The organism is Streptomyces sp. NPDC088733, assembly GCF_044751185.1.
Lineage (GTDB): Bacteria > Actinomycetota > Actinomycetes > Streptomycetales > Streptomycetaceae > Actinacidiphila.
Map to the genome: position 1 here is coordinate 394588 of NZ_JBIVLH010000001.1, position 21784 is coordinate 416371.

The 21784-nt window shown below is 73.2% G+C and carries 20 protein-coding genes; 7 read left to right on the top strand and 13 right to left on the bottom strand.

Going from position 1 to position 21784, the window contains the following annotated elements:
• Positions 1–126 precede the first annotated feature (126 nt).
• Together ACIP64_RS01765 and ACIP64_RS01770 are read left to right on the top strand one after the other, a co-directional pair.
• Positions 127–972: a hypothetical protein gene (locus ACIP64_RS01765; RefSeq protein WP_401580608.1), complete on the top strand. Its 846-nt coding sequence runs from the start codon at positions 127–129 to the stop codon at positions 970–972.
• Between the two features lie 102 nt (positions 973–1074).
• Positions 1075–1287, top strand: coding sequence for a hypothetical protein (locus ACIP64_RS01770; protein ID WP_401580610.1), 213 nt, complete (start codon positions 1075–1077; stop codon positions 1285–1287).
• 313 nt (positions 1288–1600) lie between these two features.
• Here ACIP64_RS01770 and moeZ read toward each other — a convergent pair whose 3' ends face one another.
• The 12 genes from moeZ to ACIP64_RS01830 all read right to left on the bottom strand — a co-directional run bounded on the left by moeZ (position 1601) and on the right by ACIP64_RS01830 (position 16450).
• Positions 1601–2779 carry an adenylyltransferase/sulfurtransferase MoeZ gene (gene moeZ / locus ACIP64_RS01775; protein WP_401580611.1) on the bottom strand — a complete coding sequence of 393 codons (1179 nt, stop codon included), beginning with the start codon at positions 2777–2779 and terminating at the stop codon, positions 1601–1603.
• 106 nt (positions 2780–2885) lie between these two features.
• The gene (locus ACIP64_RS01780) at positions 2886–3647 is read right to left on the bottom strand and encodes a spherulation-specific family 4 protein (RefSeq protein WP_401580612.1); all 762 of its coding nucleotides are present in this window, start codon (positions 3645–3647) and stop codon (positions 2886–2888) included.
• A complete protein-coding gene (locus ACIP64_RS01785) occupies positions 3635–4549 on the bottom strand; it encodes an NAD-dependent epimerase/dehydratase family protein (RefSeq protein ID WP_360907310.1) in 915 nt (304 codons plus the stop codon). Before ACIP64_RS01785 ends, ACIP64_RS01780 begins: the two co-directional genes overlap by 13 nt.
• A 52-nt stretch (positions 4550–4601) precedes the next feature.
• Positions 4602–5747 (bottom strand): hypothetical protein, encoded by a 1146-nt coding sequence (locus tag ACIP64_RS01790; RefSeq protein WP_401580614.1) that lies wholly within the window; start codon positions 5745–5747, stop codon positions 4602–4604.
• Positions 5744–7402 carry a GT4 family glycosyltransferase PelF gene (gene pelF, locus ACIP64_RS01795; protein WP_401580616.1) on the bottom strand — a complete coding sequence of 553 codons (1659 nt, stop codon included), beginning with the start codon at positions 7400–7402 and terminating at the stop codon, positions 5744–5746. The genes ACIP64_RS01790 and pelF overlap by 4 nt, the downstream gene beginning before the upstream one ends.
• Before the next feature lie 124 nt (positions 7403–7526).
• The gene (locus ACIP64_RS01800; RefSeq protein WP_401580618.1) at positions 7527–8402 is read right to left on the bottom strand and encodes an alpha/beta hydrolase; all 876 of its coding nucleotides are present in this window, start codon (positions 8400–8402) and stop codon (positions 7527–7529) included.
• Between the two features lie 73 nt (positions 8403–8475).
• Positions 8476–10074, bottom strand: a complete 1599-nt coding sequence (locus ACIP64_RS01805) for a dipeptide ABC transporter ATP-binding protein (protein ID WP_401580620.1) — start codon at positions 10072–10074, stop codon at positions 8476–8478.
• Positions 10071–11060 carry an ABC transporter permease gene (locus tag ACIP64_RS01810; RefSeq protein WP_360907442.1) on the bottom strand — a complete coding sequence of 330 codons (990 nt, stop codon included), beginning with the start codon at positions 11058–11060 and terminating at the stop codon, positions 10071–10073. Before ACIP64_RS01810 ends, ACIP64_RS01805 begins: the two co-directional genes overlap by 4 nt.
• A gap of 5 nt (positions 11061–11065) precedes the next feature.
• Positions 11066–12061 (bottom strand): ABC transporter permease, encoded by a 996-nt coding sequence (locus tag ACIP64_RS01815; RefSeq protein WP_401580622.1) that lies wholly within the window; start codon positions 12059–12061, stop codon positions 11066–11068.
• Complete coding sequence (locus ACIP64_RS01820; RefSeq protein WP_401580624.1) at positions 12058–13773, bottom strand: ABC transporter substrate-binding protein; 1716 nt, start codon at positions 13771–13773, stop codon at positions 12058–12060. Before ACIP64_RS01820 ends, ACIP64_RS01815 begins: the two co-directional genes overlap by 4 nt.
• Positions 13774–14091: 318 nt before the next feature.
• Positions 14092–15471, bottom strand: a complete 1380-nt coding sequence (locus ACIP64_RS01825) for a DUF3152 domain-containing protein (RefSeq protein ID WP_401580626.1) — start codon at positions 15469–15471, stop codon at positions 14092–14094.
• A gap of 4 nt (positions 15472–15475) precedes the next feature.
• On the bottom strand, positions 15476–16450 hold the full coding sequence (locus tag ACIP64_RS01830; protein WP_401580628.1) for an alpha/beta fold hydrolase: 975 nt from the start codon (positions 16448–16450) through the stop codon (positions 15476–15478).
• Between the two features lie 235 nt (positions 16451–16685).
• Here ACIP64_RS01830 and ACIP64_RS01835 point away from each other — a divergent pair, with 235 nt between their 5' ends.
• The 4 genes from ACIP64_RS01835 to ACIP64_RS01850 all read left to right on the top strand — a co-directional run bounded on the left by ACIP64_RS01835 (position 16686) and on the right by ACIP64_RS01850 (position 18416).
• Complete coding sequence (locus ACIP64_RS01835; RefSeq protein ID WP_360907328.1) at positions 16686–16931, top strand: hypothetical protein; 246 nt, start codon at positions 16686–16688, stop codon at positions 16929–16931.
• A 100-nt stretch (positions 16932–17031) separates the two neighbouring features.
• Positions 17032–17667, top strand: coding sequence for a TetR/AcrR family transcriptional regulator (locus ACIP64_RS01840; RefSeq protein WP_401580630.1), 636 nt, complete (start codon positions 17032–17034; stop codon positions 17665–17667).
• A gap of 116 nt (positions 17668–17783) precedes the next feature.
• Positions 17784–18014 carry a DUF3107 domain-containing protein gene (locus ACIP64_RS01845; protein WP_401580632.1) on the top strand — a complete coding sequence of 77 codons (231 nt, stop codon included), beginning with the start codon at positions 17784–17786 and terminating at the stop codon, positions 18012–18014.
• A 123-nt stretch (positions 18015–18137) separates the two neighbouring features.
• Positions 18138–18416: a hypothetical protein gene (locus ACIP64_RS01850; RefSeq protein ID WP_401580633.1), complete on the top strand. Its 279-nt coding sequence runs from the start codon at positions 18138–18140 to the stop codon at positions 18414–18416.
• Positions 18417–18821: 405 nt separating this feature from the next.
• Here the strand turns inward: ACIP64_RS01850 and ACIP64_RS01855 are convergent, their stop codons facing one another.
• On the bottom strand, positions 18822–19556 hold the full coding sequence (locus ACIP64_RS01855; protein ID WP_401580635.1) for a ferritin-like fold-containing protein: 735 nt from the start codon (positions 19554–19556) through the stop codon (positions 18822–18824).
• 493 nt (positions 19557–20049) lie between these two features.
• On the opposite strand from ACIP64_RS01855, the gene ACIP64_RS01860 reads away from it, so the two are divergent.
• Positions 20050–21741: a DEAD/DEAH box helicase gene (locus ACIP64_RS01860; RefSeq protein WP_401580637.1), complete on the top strand. Its 1692-nt coding sequence runs from the start codon at positions 20050–20052 to the stop codon at positions 21739–21741.
• Positions 21742–21784 lie beyond the last annotated feature (43 nt).

Here is a 21784-nt window from a genome sequence, read left to right on the forward strand (position 1 = left end):
GACGGCGCCCCGGTGATCGACTGGCTCATGGAAACGCCCGGCCGAAGTCGCTACGCCGGCCGCGTGGGCGCCCGGGCCGGTGTCCGTCCCCGTCGCTAGCATCGCGGCATTCTCTGGGGAGGAAGCATGGGTTACTCGGGCGACTTCGTTCTGGCGCGCAGCGATTCCTCGTTGCGGGACCTGCCGGCATTCGATGACCCGGAGTGGTGCATCGAGGAGCAGGCCGATTACTTCCACGAGTGCCGGCCGCGCCCCGGTGGCTGGCAGACGCTGCAGGTGAACGACTATCTGCCGGAGAACGACGACGACCGTTGGCTGCATCGGCTGGTCGCAGCGACCGGCTCGCCCGTCATGATCGCGAGCGTCATGGACAGCGGTGTCTGCCACGTCCGCGGTCTCACCCCGTCCGGGGTCGCCTGGTCGACCTTCCTTGATCCGGTCGAAGACGGGAGGGTCCGCTCGTTGCTCGCGGATGTGCCCAAGGCTGCGGATCGGATAGCCCTTTGGGCGGCCGAGGGCGCGTTCATTGCGGATCGGGAAGCACTGCGTGCGGTCTTGACCAAGAGGGCGGATCCGCTCGTGGAGGACCTCTTCTTCGAACTGGTCGACGCCTGCGGACTGCCACTCGCAGAGCCTGCCCGGGACGATCCCGCAGTGCACCCGGGCCACCGCCCCGAGCAGAACTGCCCACGCGGCGCGCGACTGGAAGCAGCGGTGCTGAGCCTTCCCCGCGACGGGGTCCTCGTGCTGGGGTGTGCCGTGGAGGCGGACTGCTACGCCCAGGTGTGGCTTCGGCCCGACGGCACCTACGAACTCGAATACCGTGATCGCAGTCCTGCCGAGCACTACCAGACACGGACACTCTCAGCAGAGAAGGTCGTCGCGGCTCTGACGGGCTGGGAGACGGGCGGGATTGCCTGGCGGAATGCCTTCCAATGGAACTCGATCGGCTCCTGGTTCAGCGACTCCTAGCCACGCGCGGCCTTCACCCGGAGTGCAGGTGATACCCCTTTGTCCGCCGTCGAGGCCGCGGCCGCTACGATCCCGCCCAGACGAGTGGGGAGGAAGATCTTCGTGGCTATGGGACTCGCGGGGCTGCCCGACAGAGAGTGGATGATCAAGGACGCGAAGGGCCGGAAGTACAACTACGACTCGGAAGAGGAGGCGTTCGAGGAACTCCCCGAGTACGGTGAGGGCGCCACTGTGTGGACCCGCGAGGTCTATCGAGCGCTGTTCGTGACCAAGTCGATCGACGGCTGGAAGCAAGTCCCCAACCCCCGCGTATAGCGTCCCCCTCGCCTCCCCGATCGATCGGGGACTGCCTGGCAGCCGCGGTGGCTGATGGGGAGCAAACGAGAACGGCCCCTGACCGACTTGGCTCAGTCAGCCACAGCGTGGTGTACGCGGTCATGAGTGGCAAGAGGAAAGTCCGAGACCAGGTCAGCGAGTTCCGCACGGTTGGCCGGCGCGATGGGCGCGGCGGGGCGATCGCGGGTCAGGCCCGAATGAGACCGCGCGGCGCCGGCCGCCGGAAACGGCAGAAGCCCGCGGCGTCGCAGCCGCGGGCTTCCGGGGGCCCTGCCGGTCAGCGGGACGGTGATCAGTAGACGGGCTTCTCCGGCTCGATCGTGTTGACCCAGCCGATGACGCCGCCGCCGACGTGGACCGCGTCGGCGAAGCCCGCGGACTTCAGGACGGCGAGGACCTCGGCCGAGCGGACGCCGGTCTTGCAGTGCAGGACGATCTTCTTGTCCTGCGGGAGGTCCTGGAGGGCGTTGCCCATCAGGAACTCGTTCTTGGGGATCAGACGGGCGCCGGGGATGGAGACGATCTCGTACTCGTTCGGCTCGCGGACGTCGATGATGTCGATGTTCTCGCCGTCGTCGATCCACTCCTTGAGCTGCTTGGGAGTGATCGTCGAGCCCATGGCCGCCGCCTGCGCCTCCTCGGAGACGACGCCGCAGAAGGCCTCGTAGTCGATGAGTTCGGTGACGGTGGGGTTCTCGCCGCAGACCGCGCAGTCGGGGTCCTTGCGGACCTTGACCTGGCGGTACTGCATCTCCAGGGCGTCGTAGATCATCAGCCGGCCGACCAGGGGCTCGCCGGTGCCGGTGAGGACCTTGATGGCCTCGGTGACCTGGATGGAGCCGATGGACGCGCACAGCACGCCCAGCACGCCGCCCTCGGCGCAGGAGGGGACCATGCCCGGCGGCGGGGGCTCCGGGTAGAGGCAGCGGTAGCAGGGGCCGTGCTCGGACCAGAAGACCGAGGCCTGGCCGTCGAAGCGGTAGATGGAGCCCCAGACGTACGGCTTGTTCAGCAGCACGCAGGCGTCGTTGACCAGGTAGCGGGTCGCGAAGTTGTCCGTGCCGTCGACGATCAGGTCGTACTGGCTGAAGATCTCCATCACGTTGTCGGCCTCGAGCCGCTCCTCGTGAAGGACGACCTCGACGTACGGGTTGATGCCCTTGACGCTGTCGCGGGCGGACTCCGCCTTGGAGCGGCCGATGTCGGCCTGGCTGTGGATGATCTGGCGCTGCAGGTTGGACTCGTCGACCTCGTCGAACTCCACGATGCCGAGCGTGCCGACACCGGCGGCGGCGAGGTACATCAGGGCCGGCGAGCCGAGCCCGCCGGCGCCGACGCAGAGCACCTTGGCGTTCTTCAGCCGCTTCTGCCCGTCCATCCCGACGTCGGGGATGATCAGGTGGCGGGAGTACCTGCGGACCTCGTCGACGGTGAGCTCGGCGGCCGGCTCGACCAGGGGTGGCAGCGACACGGGGACTCCGTTTGTCGATCGATCACTACGGGTGGTTCTACCCGTAACACTGCCACGCCCGTCTTCATTCCAAGACCGCCGTCCCGAGGACCGAGACGCGATCCGGTCACATACTGGGCGGCGGCTGGCTCTGCAGCAGCCGCGACGCCTCCGCCCAGTACGCGGGCAGCCCCTCCCAGGCCGCGTGGTCGGTGCGGTCGGTGAAGTAGACGGTGGCGGCGCCCTGCCAGCGGGCGATCCGCATGGCGTTCTCCAGGTGCGGGGCGGGGACGCCGTGCACGAGGTGGCAGAAGCGCTCGGGCGGGTGGGCCGCGGTCCACTCCGGTGCCTCGGACCAGCGGTACTGGGTCCAGGGCCCGGCGAACGTGACGAGCTGGTCGGCGATCTCGGCGTAGCCCTCGTAGGGGTGGCTGCCGTGGCCGAGGACCACGTGGCCGCGGCTGCCGCCCTCGACCGCGAGCAGGGCGCGCAGCGTGGTGATCAGCCGCCGGCAGTCCTGGAGCTCGGCGGAGGTCGTCGGGGCCCGGTCGACGTAGAAGCCCTCGACGCGGTACCAGTCCAGGAAGCGGTGCGCGTCGGCGACGAGCTGCCCGAAGGGGCGGGCCCCGTGCCGTGCGTCCAGGTAGCCGAGGACGGGTACGGCCGCGTCCCGCAGCCGCACGGCCGCGTCGGTGTACAGGGGGTCCACGCGGCTGCCGGGCCCCCGCGAGACGTTGACGACCACCCAGTGCAGCGGCGCCTCGGGGCGGGCGAGTTCGGCCCACTCCGCGGGGGCGACCAGCGGGTGCGCGTACGCGGGCACGCCGAAGCCGAGCCCGTCGCAGCGGCCGATCGGCCGGCGTGTTCCGGCCGAGGTCAGACCCGGCATGCCGCCTCCATCCAGACGTCGGCGAGTGATTCCTCCAGGGCGATTCTGGGCCGCCAGCCCAGGCGGTCGCGCGCGGTGCGGACATCGGCCTGCTGCCAGGCCCCGCAGCCGTCGGGGTAGTGCGGCGGGCCGCCGCCGGCGATCTGCGGCTCCTCGACCTCGTGCAGCGCGCCGGTGTAGCCGGCCGCGGCCGCCAGGCCCGCGGCGACGTCGCGCAGCGGGACCGCGCGGCCGGTGCCGATGTTGACCATGCCCTGCGCGGCGGACAGGGAGGCGGCGTGCACGGCGCGGGCCACGTCGCGGACGTCCACGAAGTCGCGCTGCACGCCCAGTCCGGTGAGTTTGAGCTCCCCGTCGCCGGTCTGCATCGCCCGGCGCAGCGCCTCCGCGAGGCGGCCGATGGGCGAGGCGGCGGGGGTGCCCGGGCCCACCGGGGTGAACACGCGCAGGACGACCGCGTCCAGCCCGGACCCCAGCACCAGTTCGGACGCGGCGAGTTTGCTGACCCCGTACGGGCCGCCAGGCCGGGGCACCGCGTCCTCGGCGGTGGAACTGCCGGCGGGCGAGGGTCCGTACTCGGCGGCGCACCCGACCTGCACCAGCCGCGCCGAGGTGGCGCTGCGGCGCATGGCCTCGCAGACCGTGGCCACCGCGATCGTGTTGTGCCGGGTCAGTTCGCGGGCGCCGCCCCGGATCGCTCCCGCGCAGTTGACGACGACGCCGGGGTGCACCGCGTCCATGAAGCGGGCGAGCGCCCCCGGGCTCCCCGACGACAGGTCGAAGCGCACGTCCGCGTCGTCGCTGCGGCCCAGCGCGGTGAGCTGCACGGCGGGGTCGGCGAGCAGCCGTTCCGCCACATGACGGCCGACGAATCCGTCGGCCCCGAGCAGGAGGACTCTCATCGCGCGTGCCTCCGCCGGGCGTGCGCTGGGATCGGGGGTCGGTGGTTCATCGTCAGTTGCTCCTTGACTGCTTCTTCGTGCCTCGCGGGGCGGGGCGGGTCATCGCGGGCGCCGCCGCGAAGGTGTGGGCCGAGGCCCGGGACAGCGCGGACAGCGCGTAGGCCGCCAGCGCCGGGGCCGCCGCGGCGCACGCGACGGCGGCAACCTCGGCGGGGGCCAGCGACAGCCGGCCGAGCGGGACCGCGGCCAGGCCGACGGCCTCGGCGGCGCAGGCCAGGCCGGTGGCGACCGCGCCGGCGTCGGGGTAGCCGTGGATCGCCAGCAGGCGGCCGGTGAACAGCAGCAGGGCCAGCGCGGCGGGCCCGGCGAGGGTGGCGGGGGTGAAGGGGGCGCCGACGACGGCGCGTGCGGCGCACAGCAGGGCCGTGACCGCGGCCAGGTGGAGCGCCAGGGTGCCGAGGAGCAGCGGGCGCACCGCGGCCCCGAACTCCTCCAGGCTGCGGCTGCGCAGCAGATGGCCCCGGGCGCGTACGGCGAAGCGGTGCGCGCACCAGGCGGCGGGCGCGAGCGACAGCGCCAGGGCGGTCGTGACGGCCCCCGCGGCCGGCTGCCGGACGCCCTCGGCGAAGGCGGCGAACCCCAGCAGCCAGCAGGCCCACAGGGTGCCGCCGGCGCCGTTGCCGTAGGGGGTCCGCAGCGGCCCGGTGCGCAGTGCGGCGAAGAGCGCGGCCAGCAGCAGCGGGCCGGCGACGGCGACGACGGCGAGCGAGTGCAGGGTGTGCAGCGCCCAGGTGGCGGCCGCGCACACCAGGCCGGGGGCGAGGGTCAGCAGCACCGGGGGCCGTACGGGTGTCTCGGCGGCCGGTTCCGGCCCGTCGGCCCGGGGCACCCGGGCGTACAGCTCCTCGGCGAGGGTGAAGACGTCACGATGGCGGAACGAGCCCGCGACCCGGTCGGTGACGCCCTGCGCCTCCAGTCCGGCGACGATCTCCAGCGGGTCCACCGCTTCGGCGCACAGGTGGTGGTGACGGTGCATCAGTCCGCGTACGGGGTCGGCGGGTCCGTGCTTGCGCGGCGGGGTGCCGGCCTTGCGGGCGGCCGGATCGGCGGGGGCAGGGGGCGGCGGGTCGCCCCAGGACGCGCCGGCCGCCGGGGCGGCGGGCCGGTCGTGCGACTGCTCCTGCGGCGCGCGGCTCATGCGTGGTCCTGCCTCTCCGGGCCGGCGAACGCGGGCTCGCGCCGGCGCGCCCAGGTGGGGGTGGCCGTCCAGCGGCCGGGGACGTGCGCCTCGGCGGGCCGGCCGAAGGGCACGGGCGCGCCGTCCTCGTCCCGCAGGGGCCCGTCGCGGCCGGGGGCGTGGGCGACGAGGTCGAGGTAGATCTCGCGGAAGGCGGCGATGTTCTGCTCGACGGTGAAGAGCTCCAGGGCGCGTTCGCGGGCCGCCGCGCCGAGCCGCCGGCGCCGTTCGGGGTCGCGGAGCAGGGCGACGCACGCCTCGGCGAGCGCGCGGGGGTTGCGGGGCGGGACGACCAGGCCGGTGCCGCCGATGACCTCGCGGACGGCGCCGACGTCGGTCGAGACGGTGGCCCGGCCGCAGAACATGGCCTCGACGAGGGAGAGCGGAAAGCCCTCCACGATGCTGGAGAGCACCACCACGTCGCCGGCCGCGTAGGCGTCCGCGAGTCCGGGGGTGCCCGGCGCGCCGAGTTCCTCGAAGGTCACCGGGCTCTCGCCGACGGTCACCGCGTTCGCGGCCTCGTCGGGGAAGAGCTGGGCCGCCAGGGCGCGGCAGTGGTGCAGGTAGCCGGGATCGGCGTCGGCGGCCCGGATGATGCGCAGCCGGGCGCCGGGTTCGGCGCGGCGGACCTCGCCGAAGGCGTGCAGCAGGGCGATCAGGTCCTTGCCGGGTTCGATCCGGCCCACCCACACCAGCGCGGGGTCGCCGCCGCCGGTGTCCACGGGGCCGGGCACGGTGCCCTGATAGCCGGGATGGACGGTGCGGACGCGTTCGCGGTCGGCACCGCAGTGCTCCTGCCAGCGCCGGGCGTGGGCGTTGCCGGGGGTGACGAGGGCGGCCTTGCGGTAGGCCTCGCCGGCCAGGCGGCGGTGGAAGGCGGCGAGCAGGGCCCTTACGGGGGCGGGGAGTCCGGCGGCGCGGTGGGCGAGCAGTGTCTCGCGCAGGCGGACGCCGTACTCGGTGATCAGCAGGGGCGTTCCGAAGAACCGTTTGGCCAGAAGGGCGGGCAGCAGCGCGGTACCGCCGGTCACGGCGTGGGCGAGGTCGGCTCCGGCCAGGGCGTCGCCGAACTCGTCGTACCAGGGGGCGCTCAGCGGGCGCAGCGCGCGCTCCAGCTGGTCGGCGACGGCCATCAGGTCGCCCACGCCCGCGTCGGCCACCAGGGGGCGTGCACCGGGTGCGCGGCAGGCGTCCTCCAGGACGCGCAGGGCGAGTTCGGAGCGGAGCAGCGCGGGGACGCCGCCGTCCTCCCGGGCGAGGTCGGCCAGTCCGTAGAGGGCGGAGGCGAAACGGTCCGCCACGCCGTTGGCGCCGACGTCGCCGGCGAGCGTCCCGGCCAGGTCGCGGTAGTGCTCCAGCACCAGGGAGCGGCGTCTGCGCGCCTTCGTCCCGGCCGCCGCCGGCCGGGGGGCGGGGCCCCACAGCGGCAGGGTGCGCACGGCGGTCACCTGCGGCGGCAGCTCCAGCAGCCCGGAGGCGTCGGCGCGTTCGCTGCGGCCGAGCGTGTACACCGCGAACTCGTGGGCGTCGAGCCCGCGCACGAGGCGGTCGACCCAGGCACTCCCCTCGCCCCGCGCATACGGATAACCACCCTCGGTGAGTAATGCGATCCGCACGTCTGCCCCCTCTCGGCACCGGTCTTCTCGGGCGCGATGACCGTATGCCGGTGACGTGCCGACACGACGGACGGTTGTCCGCCGTGCCACCGAAAGGGGTGAAGAGGCGTAACTTTCGCAAGCGTTACGCGTTTTTACCGAGTAGGCGTTCGCCGACGAAGCGGAGTGCGTCGGGCGCGACCCGGCGCCAGTAGCCGTCGTCGTGCGCGCCGTGGTCGAAGGCGGCCACCGCCGGGTGCACGGCGTCCGCGAACTCCCGCGCGGCGTCGTGGAACGGGTCCTCGCGGCCGCACCACACTCCGACGCGGTCGCCCTTGACCTTCAACTGCCCGGTGTGGCGCAGCGGTTCGTCCGCCTCCCAGTCGATCTGCCCGCCGAACACCCCGACCGCCCGGGCGTCGGTCCAGGTGCGGAACAGCGCCGGGCTCAGCACCGCCACGGCGTCGACGGCGCGGGAGCGGGCGTAGCGCAGCGCGCCGAAGCCGCCCATGGATATGCCGAGCACGGCGCGCGGGGCGCGGCCGCCGAGCCATCCGGGCAGTTCCCGCAGCAGCATGCGCTGCGGGTCCGAGCCGCCCGACGCCTGCCAGTACGAGGCCTGGCCCCCGTCGACCGCGACCAGGCGGCAGGGCGGGACGCCGCCCTGGACCGCCTGCGTCAGGAAGCGGGCCATCCCCAGCTCCACCAGGCCGTACGCCGACGAGCCCCGGCCGTGCAGCAGCAGGCAGACCGGCAGCCGGTCCGCCTGCGCGGCCGGGATGCCGTGCGGGTCGACGGTCACCAGCTCAGGGCGGCTGCGGGTGGCCCGCGAGGTCACCCGGCGCCGGGTGACCCGCCCTTCCGGCACGTCGGGGACGACGCCGTCCGGGCCGGTCCAGCCCAATTGCCTGCGGAACGCGGCGCTTTCGGGCAGCGCGTCCTCGGCCACCCCCACCATGCCCCCGCCCAGCGCGGCCGCGGTCGCGACCGCGCCCCCCATCATGAACGCCCGCCGCCGCACTTGTGCGCTCCCCTCGCCCCCGGCCCGCGCACGTCGCGCGGGCCGCGCCCATCCTGCCCCAGGGGCGTGCGGATCACGCCACGCGGGCGCGCTCCGTGCGACGCGCCGCCGCGGCGGCGGGGTCCAGCACCGGCACGGCCGCCAGCAGGCCCCGGGTGTAGTCGTGCTCCGGCGCCTCGTAGACCTGGTCGGCGGGCCCGTGCTCCACGATGCGTCCGGCGCGCATGACGGCGACGCGGTCGCTGACCTGGCGCACGACGGCGAGGTCGTGGGCGACGAAGACCAGCGCGATGCCGAGTTCGCGCTGCAACTCGCCGAGCAGGGCGACGACCTGGGCCTGCGTGGTGACGTCCAGCGCCGAGACGGGCTCGTCGCAGACGATCAGCCGGGGCTCGGGCGCCAGGGCCCGCGCGATGCCGACCCGCTGCCGCTGCCCGCCGCTGAACTCGTGCGGGTAGCGGTGGTACCAGGCGGGGTCGAGCCCGACCCGCTCCAGCAGTTCGCGCACCCGCGCCACCACGGCCGCGTCGTCGAGGACGCCGGCCGTGCGCAGCGGGTCGGCGATGGACTCGCCGATGCTGCGCCGCGGGTTGAGCGAGGAGACGGGGTCCTGGAAGACCATCTGCAGCCCGGTCCGGCCGCCCTCGTGCCGGATCCGGCCGCCGCTGGGCTCCAGCAGGCCGACGAGCATGCGTCCGAGGGTGGTCTTGCCGCTGCCGGACTCGCCGACGACACCGAGGGTCTCCCCCGCGCGCACCGTCAGCGAGACGTCGTCGACGGCCGCGAAGCGGGCGCCGCGCCGGCCGAACTCCCGGCGCAGACCGGTGGCCTCCAGCAGGATCTGCCCGCCGCCCGCGTCCGGCGCGGGCGTCCGGGCGTTCTCCACCCGCGGCACCGCCGCCACCAGGTCGCGGGTGTACGCCTGTTCCGGCGCGCCCAGCACCTCGCCGACCGGGCCGCGTTCCACGGCGCGTCCGTCCTTCATGACCAGCACCTGGTCGACGCTGCCCGCGACGACCCCCAGGTCGTGCGTGACGAGAAGCAGGCCCATGCCGGTCTCGCGGCGCAGTTCGTGCAGGAGGTCGAGGATCTGCGCCTGGACGGTGACGTCGAGGGCGGTCGTGGGCTCGTCGGCGATCAGCAGCCGGGGCTCGCAGGCCAGTGCCATGGCGATGAGCGCGCGCTGCCGCATGCCGCCGCTGAACTCGTGCGGGCGCGAGCGCGCGCGGCGCGGCGCGTCCGGGATGCCCACCCGGTCCAGCACCTCGACCGCGCGCTGCCGGGCCGCCCGACGGGAGGCCTTGGGGTGGTGCACGCGGTACACCTCGGCGATCTGGTCTCCGATGGCGAAGTAGGGGTCCAGCGAGGACAGCGGGTCCTGGAAGACCATCGCGGCCAGTCCGCCGCGCAGCCGCCGCAACTCGCGTTCCTCCGCGGTCTGCACGTCGACCCCGGCGACCCGCACGGAGCCGCCGATCTCCGCGCCGCTGTCCCGGTGCAGTCCGAGCAGGGCGTAGGCGGTGGCGCTCTTGCCGCTGCCGGACTCGCCGACGACGCCGAGCGCGCCGCCCGCCTCCAGGGTGAAGGAGAGCCCGTCCACGGCGCGGACCGGGCCGGCCCCGGTCGGGAAGTCGATCGTGAGGTCGGCGACCTCGATCAGCGGTGACGTCATGCCAGCACCACCCGTCGGTCGGCCACCGCGTACAGCACGTCCGCGAGGGCGTTGGCGAGTACCACGAAGAAGCCGGTGACCAGCACGAGGCCGACCACCACCGGCAGGTCCTCGGTGCTGACCGAGTCCACCAGGCTCTTGCCGAGCCCCGGGATGCCGAAGAGCGACTCGGTGAGCACCGCGCCGCCGAACATCGTCCCCAGGTCCAGCGCGGACAGCGCGATGACCGAGGGAAGGGCGCCGCGCAGCGCGTGCCGCCCGATGACGGAACGCTCACGGACGCCGTAGGCGCGCAGTGTGCGCACATGGTCCTCGGCGAGCGTCTCCAGCATGGAACTGCGGGTCAGCCGTGCGTACTTGGCGCTCTCCAGGATGGCCAGGGAGAGCCAGGGCAGCAGCAGGTTCCACGCCCACTGCTCGGGGTCCTCGGTGAGCGGGACGTACGACGGGAAGGGCAGCCAGCCCAGCACCGAGACGAACAGCAGCATGAGCAGGATGCCGATGATGAAGACGGGCACGGCGTTGCCCGCCAGCGTCAGCGCGGTGAGCAGCCGCGCGCCGATCCCGCCGTGGCGCAGGGCGGAGAGCAGTCCGCTGCCGACGCCGATGACCAGCCACAGCACCATCGCGCCCAGCGAGAGCGAGGCGGTGGCCGGCAGGCGCTGGGCGAGCAGCGAGGTGACCTGCTCCCCGCTCTGGTAGGAGAAGCCCAGGCACGGAGCGCCGCAGTGCTCGGTCCCGACGCCGGTGCTGACGTCCGTGCCGGCCACCAGGCCGTGCAGGAAGTGCAGGTACTGCGCGTAGGCCGGGGAGTCCAGGCCGAGTTGCGTGCGGACCTGGTCGACCTGGTCGGCGGTGCACTTGGGCCCGCAGGCCAGCCGCGCCGGGTCGCCGGGCAGGAGGTAGAAGAGCGCGTAGACCGCGACGCTCAGGACGAGGAGGACCACCAGCGCCGAAAGCAGCCGCTGGAGCGCGAACCGGGTCATGGCCATCAGGAACCCGCCTTCTTCTTCCGCCGCCGCGACAGGACGCGGACCCGGCCGGCCGCCCGCGGGTCGAGCGCGGTGCGGACCCCGTCGCCGAGCGCGGTGAACGCCAGCACGGTGACGAAGATCAGCCCCGCGGGCAGCAGCACGTACGTCGGATCGGCCTGGTACCAGGTGGTGGCCGAGGAGAGCATCTGGCCCCAGGAGGGCGTGGGCGGCTTCACGCCGATGCCGAGGAAGGACAGGCCGGCCTCCGAGGCGATGTTGCTCGGCACCAGGAGCGCGGCGTACGTCACCACGGGCGCGGCCAGCGAGGGCAGCAGTTCGCGGCGGGCGACGCGCCAGCGGCCCGCCCCGCCGAGCCGAGCGGCGGCCACGTAGTCCAAGGACTTCAGGCTGAGGGTCTGGGCGCGGACGATGCGGGAGGTGCCGCCCCAGCCGAGCAGGCCGAGGACGAGGACGAGCAGCACCGGGCGCGGGAAGTCGGCGGGGACGATCGCCAGCAGCGCGATGGAGAAGACCAGGGTGGGCAGCGCGAGCATGACGTCGGTGGTCCGGCTGAGCAGTCCGTCCAGGAGGCGGTTGCCGAGTCCGGCGGCCAGGCCGACGCCGACGCCGATGACCACCTGCACGAGGGTCGCGCCGATGCCGATGCCGAGCGAGATCCGGGCGCCGTAGGCGAGCCGGGCGAACAGGTCGCGGCCGGTGCCGGGTTCGACACCGAGCCAGTGGTGGGCGTTCACGCCGCCGAAGGAGCCGAGCGGGACGCCGCCGAGGGCGGAGTCGACGGCCGAGGCGTGGTACGCGTCGGGGTCCTGCCCCTCCAGCGCGGCGAGCAGCGGCGCGGCGAGGGCCACCAGGACGAGCAGGGCGATGACGGCGGTACCGGCGAGGGCCGCGCGCTGGGCGCGCAGCCGCCGCCAGACCTGCCGGGCGCCCGGCGCCGCCCCGGATTCCTCCGGGGCGGCGCCGGGCGTCACCAGGACGTCGGTGGTGGTCACTTGACCGCGACCTGCGCCACGTCGAGGACACCGGTCCAGTCGCTGATGACGATGTTCTTGACGTCCTTGCCGTACAGGCGCTTGTACACGGGGTACGCCAGCGGCACGGTCAGCGCCTGCTCGCCGATCTTCTTGTCGAGCGCGCCCCAGCGGGTGGCGGCGGCCTGGAGGTCGGTGAGCTTGTTGATCTCGTCGATCTCCTTGTTCACGGCCGGGTCGTCGAGCTGCGAGGCGTTGTAGTTGTAGCCGTCCTTGACGATCTGCCGGCCGTCGAAGATCGGGGCCAGGAAGGGGCCGCCGGACGGCCAGTCGGCACCCCAGCCGGCGAGGAAGAAGCCCGGCTCGGTCTTCAGGGTGTGGATCTTCTCGCTGTAGGCGCTGGACTCCAGGCCCTGGAGCTCGACGGTGATGCCGGCCTTCTTCAGCGCGTCCTGGAGGGCGGTGGCGACCTCGGGACCCTGCTCGTCGCCGCCGGTGGAGTCGTGGGTGAGGGTGACCGTCAGGCCGCCCGGGTACCCGGCCTCCTTCAGGAGTTCCTTCGCCTTGGCGGCGTTGCCGTTCGCGCCCGCGGGGAACGGGTCGTACGGGGTGTAGCCGAAGGACTTCTGCGCCGGCAGGAAGGTGGTGGCGGGCTCGGCGAGGGAGGAACCGCCCAGGGCGTTGACGACCGTGGTGCGGTCGGTCGCGTAGGCGATGGCCTGGCGCACCTTCGGGTTGTCGAAGGGCTTCACCTTCGGGTTGAAGGCGATGTAGTCGGTGTAGCCGAAGTGGCCGGTGCCGACGCGGCTCGCCAGCTCCTTGTCGCCGGTGATCTTGGCGAGCTCGGCGGCGGTGAGGTTGGTGTCGGTGGTGACGGCGGCCGCGTCCTTGCCGGCGCCGGAGGACAGCCGCTGGTTGATCACGGCGGCGGCCAGGCCGGACGTGACGTCGATCGTGTCCGGGTAGGCCTTGCGCTCCTCGTCGGTCTTCGGGTCCCAGTGGGTGTTGCGCTCCAGGACCAGGTGCTCGCCGTCGTTCTGGTTCGACACGACCTTGTACGGGCCGGACGAGAAGGGGTGGTTCTCGTACTTGGTGCCGGTGTCCTTGGCCTGCGGCACCGGGGCGAAGGAGGTCTGGGTGGCCAGGAACGGGAAGTCGCCCTCGGGCTTGTCCAGGTGGAAGACGATGGTCTTCGCGTCCGGGGTCTCGATGGAGTCCAGGCCGCCCTTGTCCTTGTACGGGCCCTGGTAGTCCTTGCCGCCGGTCAGCCAGTCCCGCAGGTAGGGGGCGCCGCCGGACAGTTCGCCGGCGAAGGACCGCTCGATGCCGTACTTGATGTCGGCGGTGGTGATGGGCGAGCCGTCCTCGTACTTCAGGCCGTCCTTGAGGTGGTACGTCCAGACGGTGGCGTCCGCGTTGGGGGTGCCGGTGTCGGTGGCCAGGTCCGGGACGACCTTGGCGCCCGGGGCGCCGTTCTCGCGGTTGCGCGTGGTCAGCGTGCGGAAGACCAGGCCGGGTATGTTGCCGCCGCCGGAGGTGTAGAGCCGGGCGGGGTCGAAGTCCTCCTGGGGCGACTGGTTGAGGACGTAGAGCGTGCCGCCCTTGGCGGGCTTGCCGCCGCCGGTTGCCTTGGCCCCGTTCTCCTCCGGGCCGCACGCGGCGGCGCCACCGGTGATCGCCAGGACGACGGCGGCCGCGGCGAGGCGGCGGGGTGTGACGGACAACTTGGACATCGAGAAGACCTTTCGCGGCTGCGAGGCAAGGGGGCGGGACGGAAGAAGGCCCGCAGGCAGCGGCGAACGGTCCTGTCAGGAGGACCGATGAAATACGTGCGTCAAGCACTGCGCCCACGGGCGGATGGCTCCGGGGCGGTGAAGGGGAGGATTCCCGTTACGCGTCCGGCACCGTGGAAGGGCGACACGAGATATCGGCCACACTCTGCCCGTCCACGCCGATGAGCGCCAGCTCGATGCTGGCGTCGGCGTCTGTGGCAGGGCGGTGCTGCGGCATGCCAGAAACATTGAACGATGAATCGCCCGATGTCAAAAAACCTATCCCCGGGGGTAGGGCCAGGCGTTCGGCTTGCAGGTCACTCCGTCGGCGGTCAGGAACTTCGTCTGCTGCATCATCACCGGGGCCAGAGCCCCGTTCTTCGGGCACAGCACGTGGTTGTAGCCGAGCCGGTGCCCGACCTCGTGGTTGATCAGCATCTGGCGGTAGGCGAACATCCTCGCCGGGCCGTACGTCTCCGATCCCTGCGCCCACCGAAAAGCATTGATCATGGTGCGTGGAGTCGACGCCGCGTCACATGACACATTGTCAACTGTGGTGTCCAGACCGGATTCCGCGCACACCTTTGCCGTTGTCCCGGGACTTGCCAAAGTAATGACGATGTCCGCACGGCCCGTTGAAACGCGCTCGAAAGTGCGGGCGCCGTCGTGGGCCCAACTCCGTTTGTCGTTGAGCGTCGTGAAGACCGCGTCGGCAAAAAGCCGGCCGTCCAGCGGCAGGCCCTTCTCAACGTCGACCCGCACGCGCAGCAGCGTGCCCCTGCCCGGCGCCTTCTGGTGGCCGCCCACGGTCTGGAAAGCGCCGCCCAGGTGCAGGTCCTTGCCGAGCGGGTACTGCCGGGCCATCGCCTGGTCGTAGGTGAGCGGCGCGACGGCGGCGGACGGCGGGGCCGAGGGGGTGGCCCGGCCCTCGGAACGGGACGCGGAGTCCTCTGCGCCCCGGGAGGGGCCGGTGGCGCCGGCCGTCGCCGGACGCTTCGCGTCGTCGCCGCCGTACAGCTGCCCGGCCACCACGACGGCCAGGACGGTGACCACCGCGGCTGCGGCCGTTCCGGTGAACGCGCGCCCCTTGGCGCTCTTCTTCGGCGCCTCCTCGGCGGGCCCGTCCTCCTCCACCGTCCCGGGGGCCGGCGATGCGACGGCGTCGAAAGCGGCGACGAAGTCCTGCCGCGGGCCGGGTATTCGGCGGTCGGCCGGACGCGGCGCGGTGCGCTGGCGCGGCAGCAGCCCGGCCGCCCGGCGGCCGCCGGTATCGGCGGGGTCGTCGGTGTCGGCGGGATCGTCCGTGTCGGCGGGGCCTCGAAGGTCATCCGGGACCAGCCCCGAGTCGGCGAGATCCGCCGGCCGCGTGCCCCGCGGGGTGCGCGGCGAGGTCCAGGAGCCGGTCCGGCCCCAGGCGGAGTGCTCCCGGTGCTCCGGGTGCCCGTGCCCCGGGCCCTCCTGCCGGTCCCGGGCGGTGTCACCGGGCCGGAAGCCGTCCCAGCCGCCGGGGGCCGGGGTGTTCGGGCCCGCCGGACGCGGCGGGACCGTGGTGGCCGGGCCGCCGCGCCTGCGGCGCCCGTTGCCCGAGCCGCCGGATATGCCGCCGGAGGTGTCGTCGCGGCGGCCGTCGCGGCCGCCCGGTGCGCTGTGCCTGCCCATGCCGTCAGTGATCCGTCCGCGCGTCCGTGTCCGTGGCGTCCAGCAGCTCGCGGAAGGCCCGCGACACCGCGTCCGGGTGCTCCATCATCGCGACGTGCCCGCTGTCGGGGAGCAGCAGCAGCCTCGCGTCCCGGAAGGTACGCGCGGCACGGTACGCCATCCGGGGGGCGACGAGCCTGTCCCGGCCCCCGTACACCAGCAGGGTCGGCGCCAGCACGCGCTCGGCCTGCCGCCACAGATTGTGCTGGCCGCCCAGGGTGTAGGCGTCGATGATGCCGCGCGCGGAACGTGTCAGCGCGTCCCAGAAATAGGGGAGGGCCAGCCGGCGCGCGTACTCCTGCGCGTGCTCGGCGAAGGCCTCCTCGGTCACCTTGCCCGGGTCGCCGTAGCAGAGCGAGAGCAGCTGCTGGGTGCGCCGGTCCACCGTCCAGCCCCGGGTCGCCCGGGTGAAGAGCCCGGCCACGCCGGGCACCCCGAGGATGCCGGTCGGCCAGGCGCTGCGCTGCGGCGGCACCTCGGGCAGGGCGGGCGAGATCAGAGTGAGGGTGCGGACCAGGTCGGGCCGGGCCGCGGCCACCTTGGTGGCGACCGCCCCGCCCAGGGAGTTGCCGAAGAGGTGCACGGGACCGCGCCCGGAGGCCTCCATGAGGCGCACGACCGCGCGCGCGTGCCCCCCGATCGTGTAGTTGCCGTCGTCCGGCGGCGGCGAGTAGCCGAATCCGGGCAGGTCCAGGGCCTCGCCGCGGACCCGGTCGGACACCACGCCCATCAGCATCGACCAGTTGAGGGAGGAGCCGCCCAGGCCGTGCACGAAGAGCGCGGGGGGCAGCCGCTCGTCCTCGTCGGCGCGGGCTCGGACGGTCAGCGTCAGGCCCGGCAGGGACACGACGCGCACGCTCTCCCCGTCCCCTGCTCTGGGCCCCGCAGGCGGCAGAGGCACGGCGGCAAGTGCGGCTTCGCGGGACTCCGTCGAGGACATGGGGCAATGTTACGAGACGATCACGCGTACGCTTGTGTGTTCGCTCTCACACGCGCCGTCGGGTTTTTTTCGTCCCTCCCGTCACTCTGCAGGGGCGGATGACGTCTCCTACGCTCGCAAGAGGGGAACGAGGGAAACGAGGGGAACAAGGACAAACAGACGGACACAGCGCAAGCGGCCGGGCGGTCCCGTGCGAGACCGGGTCCGCCGGTTCCGGACAGGAAGGGAGGTGCCCGTGTCCGACGACATCGAGACATTCGACGGTGACCTCACCGACGTCACCGACCTCGCCGAGCTCACCGACGACCTGGAGGACACCGAGGCCGACATCGAGGCCCCCGAGAACGACATCGCCGAGCAGCACCTGGAGCTGCTCCAGCACCGCGACGTCCCGATCACCGAACGGCCCGACGACGCCGATCCGGCCGACGTCGCCGAGCAGCGACGGGTGGTGGAACTGGACGAGGACGACTACAGGTGAGTTCCACTTGGTGAGAATGTGCGTTCGCACAGCGCATGGCCCCACTACCGAAAAGTACGATGGCACCCGCAGCGCAGAACGACATCACTTGGGAGGCGGCGTGACAGCCATCGAGCAGACTGAGGCGCGCCCTCGCGGGACCCGCCTGCCGCGCCGGGCCCGGCGCAACCAGCTGCTGGGCGCGGCCCAGGAGGTGTTCGTCGCCCAGGGCTACCACGCCGCCGCGATGGACGACATCGCCGAGCGCGCGGGCGTCAGCAAGCCCGTGCTCTACCAGCACTTCCCCGGCAAGCTGGACCTCTATCTGGCCCTGCTGGACCAGCACTGCGAGGCCCTGCTGGACGCGGTCCGCACCGCCCTGGCCTCCACCTCGGACAACAAGCAGCGCGTGGCGGCCACCATGGACGCCTACTTCGCGTACGTGGAGGACGAGGGCGGCGCCTTCCGGCTGGTCTTCGAATCGGACCTGACCAACGAGCCCGCGGTGCGCGAGCGCGTCGACAAGGTCTCCCTCCAGTGCGCCGAGGCGATCAGCGAGGTGATCGCCGAGGACACCGGGCTGGCCACCGAGCAGTCCATGCTGCTGGCCGTCGGCCTCGGCGGCGTCTCCCAGGTCGTGGCCCGCTACTGGCTCTCCAGCGGCAGCTCCATGCCCCGGGACACCGCGGTCCAACTGCTGACCTCACTGGCCTGGCGCGGCATCGCCGGCTTCCCGCTGCACGGCACCGAACACTGACTGTTCGCTGTGGGCGTGCCCGTCGGCCGATCGGCGGGGCGCGGGCGCGGCTAATGTGTCCTGCGTACGGCGCGAATCACCGCGCACACCGCAGACCGTTCGGAGGGACGAAAGCCGTGGAGGTCAAGATCGGCGTGCAGCACGCGCCGCGTGAGATCAGCATCGAGAGCGGGCAGACGGCCGAGGAAGTCGAGAAGGCCGTCGCCGACGCCCTGACGGGCACCGGCAAGCTGCTCAGCCTCACCGACGAGCAGGGCAAGCGCGTGCTCGTCCCCGCCGACCGGCTGGCCTACGTGGAGATCGGCGAGCCCGCCCAGCGCCGCGTGGGCTTCGGCGCCCAGCTCTAGCCGCGACGCGGCTCCGGAACACGACGGCGGGTCACCCTCACGAGGGGGGTGGCCCGCCGTTTCGCGTTCCCCTGCGGAGGGGTAGGACCCCGAGCGACCGTCACCTCAGGGAGGGGCCGCCGCATGCTGTGGGAAACGATCGCGTTCGCCGCCGCCGGGCTCGTCGTCGCCTATGTGGCGACCAGGCTGCTCCCCCGGCGCCGGCTCCCCGCGACACCGCTCGCCCTGATCACCGGCCCCGTGGCCGCCCTCGTCGGCGGCTCCATCGCCCGCACGGTGCTCGGCTCCGCGCTCTTCCCGCTCAACCTCACCCTCTCCGTGGCCGTGGCGGCCGCCCTGCTCTCCGTCCTCGTCCGCCGCCCCCGCCCCGACCACCACCGCCCCGCCCCGCGCCCGGCGTAGGCCCGAAGCGCCCCACTCCCCGCAAGGGAGCGGGGCTCGGCCCATCTCACCGAAGGCGCAGCGCACCCTGAGCAATGGCCCCTGCGTCCGGCGAGTGAGCCGAAGGGGACGCCGACGCGGTCGGGGAACCCGGACTCGCCCCCATACCGCTGGAGGGGCCGAGCACCGCTTCACCGCGCCGAAGTCGCATCGCGCGCCCTGAACCACACGACCAACTGCCCCGGCGAGTGAGCTGAAGGGGAGCGGTCGGTGTCGAAAGAGAGTGGGGGCACCCCCAGCGGTAGCTGGGGGAGCGCGGAGGTCGCGAGGAACGAGCGACCGAGCACGGTCGACCTCCCCCAGCTACCGCTGGGAGGTGCCCCCAACAGCGACTGAGCGACCCGGAGGCGAACCGAGCCCTCAAAACTATGCAGACAGCCCCAGGGCCGCCATGCGCTTGGTGTGGGCCTCGGTGATCCGGGTGAACATGCGCCCGACCTCCGCGAGGTCGAAGCCGTCCGCGACGCCGCCCACGAGCATCGTGGAGAGCGCGTCCCGGTCCGCGACCACCCGCTGCGCCTGCGACAGCGCCTCGCCCATCAGCCGCCGGGCCCACAGCGCGAGCCGGCCGCCGAGGCGCGGGTCGGCCTCGATCGCCGAGCGCACCTTCTCCACGGCGAAGGAGGCGTGGCCGGTGTCGTCGAGCACGGCGAGGACGAGCTCGCGGGTGTCGGTGTCCAGCCGGGCCGCGACCTCGCGGTAGAAGTCGGAGGCGATCGAGTCGCCCACGTAGGCCTTGACCAGGCCCTCCAGCCAGTCCGAGGGCGCGGTCTGGCGGTGGAACTCGTCCAGCGCGGCCGCGAAGGGCTCCATGGCCTGGGTCGGGGCCGCCTCGATCGCCGAGAGCCGGTCGCGCAGCTGCGCGAAGTGGTGGAACTCGGCGGACGCCATCGCGGCGAGCTCCGCCTTGTCCTCCAGGGACGGCGCGAGCTTCGCGTCCTCCGCCAGTCGCTCGAACGCGGCCAGCTCCCCGTAGGCGAGCGCCCCCAGCAGATCCACGACCGCGGCGCGGTACTGCGGATCGTCGGACGCGGCGGCCCAGTCCTGGGCCGCGATGGTGGGAGCGTCGGGGGTCTCGGCGGGGGTCTCAGGCGTCTCCATGGTGCGCACAATAGCCAACCCCACCAGCCCGGCAACCATCCCGTACGACCCCGCCACGCGGAAGTCCCCGGGGGTGTGTCCCGCATCCCGGAAATCGGACCCCCTCGGCTGTGTGATTCCGGGGTACAGTGGTATGAGCCCGCCAGGTGAACCGGCGGGTAATGTGTGAACGAGCACCAATGGATGCCCGGTCGGTGGCCCGATCGGCTCCTACCGACCGCCCTCCCCGCGTCTGGGGAGGGGCCCGCTTCGCGGCGCACGCGAGGGCAGCGGTCCCGCGCACCTCGGCCGCCCATGGCCGTACGACACCCCGCGCGGTCAGCGCAGTTCCCTGCGCTCGACCCTCCCCGCTTCACAGCACGGCGCCGCGCCCAGAAACAGAAGAGGCAGCATCCTGACCACCATTACGACCTTCCGTGACCTGGGGATCCTCCCCGAAACCGCCGAGGCGCTCGAAGCCGTCGGCATCACCACTCCCTTCCCGATCCAGGAGATGACCCTGCCGGTCGCCCTGGCGGGGAACGACGTCATCGGCCAGGCCAAGACCGGCACGGGCAAGACCCTGGGCTTCGGCCTGCCGATCCTGGAGCGCGTCGTCGTCCCGGTCGACGTCGAGGCCGGGCGCGCCCGCCCGGAGGACGTCGTCGACGGCCCGCAGGCGCTGGTGATCGTCCCCACCCGTGAGCTGTGCCAGCAGGTGACCAACGACCTGCTGACCGCCGGCAAGGTGCGCAATGTGCGCGTGCTGGCGATCTACGGCGGCCGCGCGTACGAGCCGCAGGTCGAGGCCCTGAAGAAGGGCGTCGAGGTGGTCGTCGGCACTCCGGGCCGGCTGCTGGACCTGGCCGGGCAGAAGAAGCTCAGCCTCCGCAATGTGCGCGCGCTGGTGCTCGACGAGGCCGACGAGATGCTCGACCTCGGCTTCCTGCCCGACGTCGAGAAGATCATCGACATGCTGCCGGTCAAGCGGCAGACCATGCTCTTCTCCGCGACGATGCCCGGAGCCGTGATCGGCCTGGCCCGCCGCTACATGTCGCAGCCCACGCACATCCGCGCCACGTCGCCGGACGACGAGGGCGCGACCGTCGCCAACATCACGCAGCACATCTTCCGCGCGCACTCCCTGGACAAGCCGGAGCTCGTCGCCCGCGTCCTCCAGGCGGACAGCCGCGGCCTGGCGATGATCTTCTGCCGCACCAAGCGCACCGCGGCCGATCTCGCGGAGCAGCTGGAGCAGCGCGGCTTCGCCTCGGGCGCGGTCCACGGCGACCTCGGCCAGGGCGCCCGCGAGCAGGCGCTGCGCGCCTTCCGCAACGGCAAGGTCGACGTCCTGGTCTGCACCGACGTCGCCGCCCGCGGCATCGACGTCGAGGGCGTCACGCACGTGATCAACTACCAGACGCCGGAGGACGAGAAGACCTACCTCCACCGCATCGGCCGTACCGGCCGCGCGGGCGCGTCCGGTACCGCGATCACCCTGGTCGACTGGGACGACATCCCGCGCTGGCAGCTGATCAACAAGGCGCTGGACCTGCCGTTCAACGACCCGGAGGAGACCTACTCCACCTCGTCCCACCTCTACGAGCTGCTGGGCATCCCGCAGGGCACCAAGGGCGTCCTGCCGCGCGCGGAGCGCACTCGCGCCGGGCTCGACGCGGAGGAGATCGAGGACCTGGGCGAGACCGGCGGCCGCGGCCGCGGTCGCGGCGGCCGCAAGGCTGCCGGTGCCGCGGTGGAGACCGAGGAGCGTCCGGCCCGCACCCGTGCCCCGCGCCAGCGCCGCCGCACCCGCGGCGGGAGCCCGGTGACGGAGGCGGCCGAGGGCGCCGAGCAGGCCGCCGAGGCCGCGCTCGACACCGCCGAGGGCGCACCGGCCGCGGAGCGGCCCGCACCGCGCCGCCGGCGCCGCACCCGTTCCGGCGCGGAGTCCGCGGCCGGAACGACGGGCACGGCCACGGCCACCGAGGAGACCGCCGCCGCGGAGGCGCCCGCCGCCCCGCGTCGCCGGCGCACGCGCGCCAGTGCGGCCTCCGCCACCACTCCCGCGCAGTCCGCGCCGACGGCCGGGACCGAGGCCCCGGCCGCGGCGGCTGCCGCCGAGGGCGACGGCGGCGAGGCCAAGGCCCCGCGCCGCCGGCGCCGTACCCGTACGGCCAAGCCCGCGGACACCGAGACGGCGGGCTGACACACCCCGCCCGGCGTATTGCCGGGACGGATACGACGGCGAA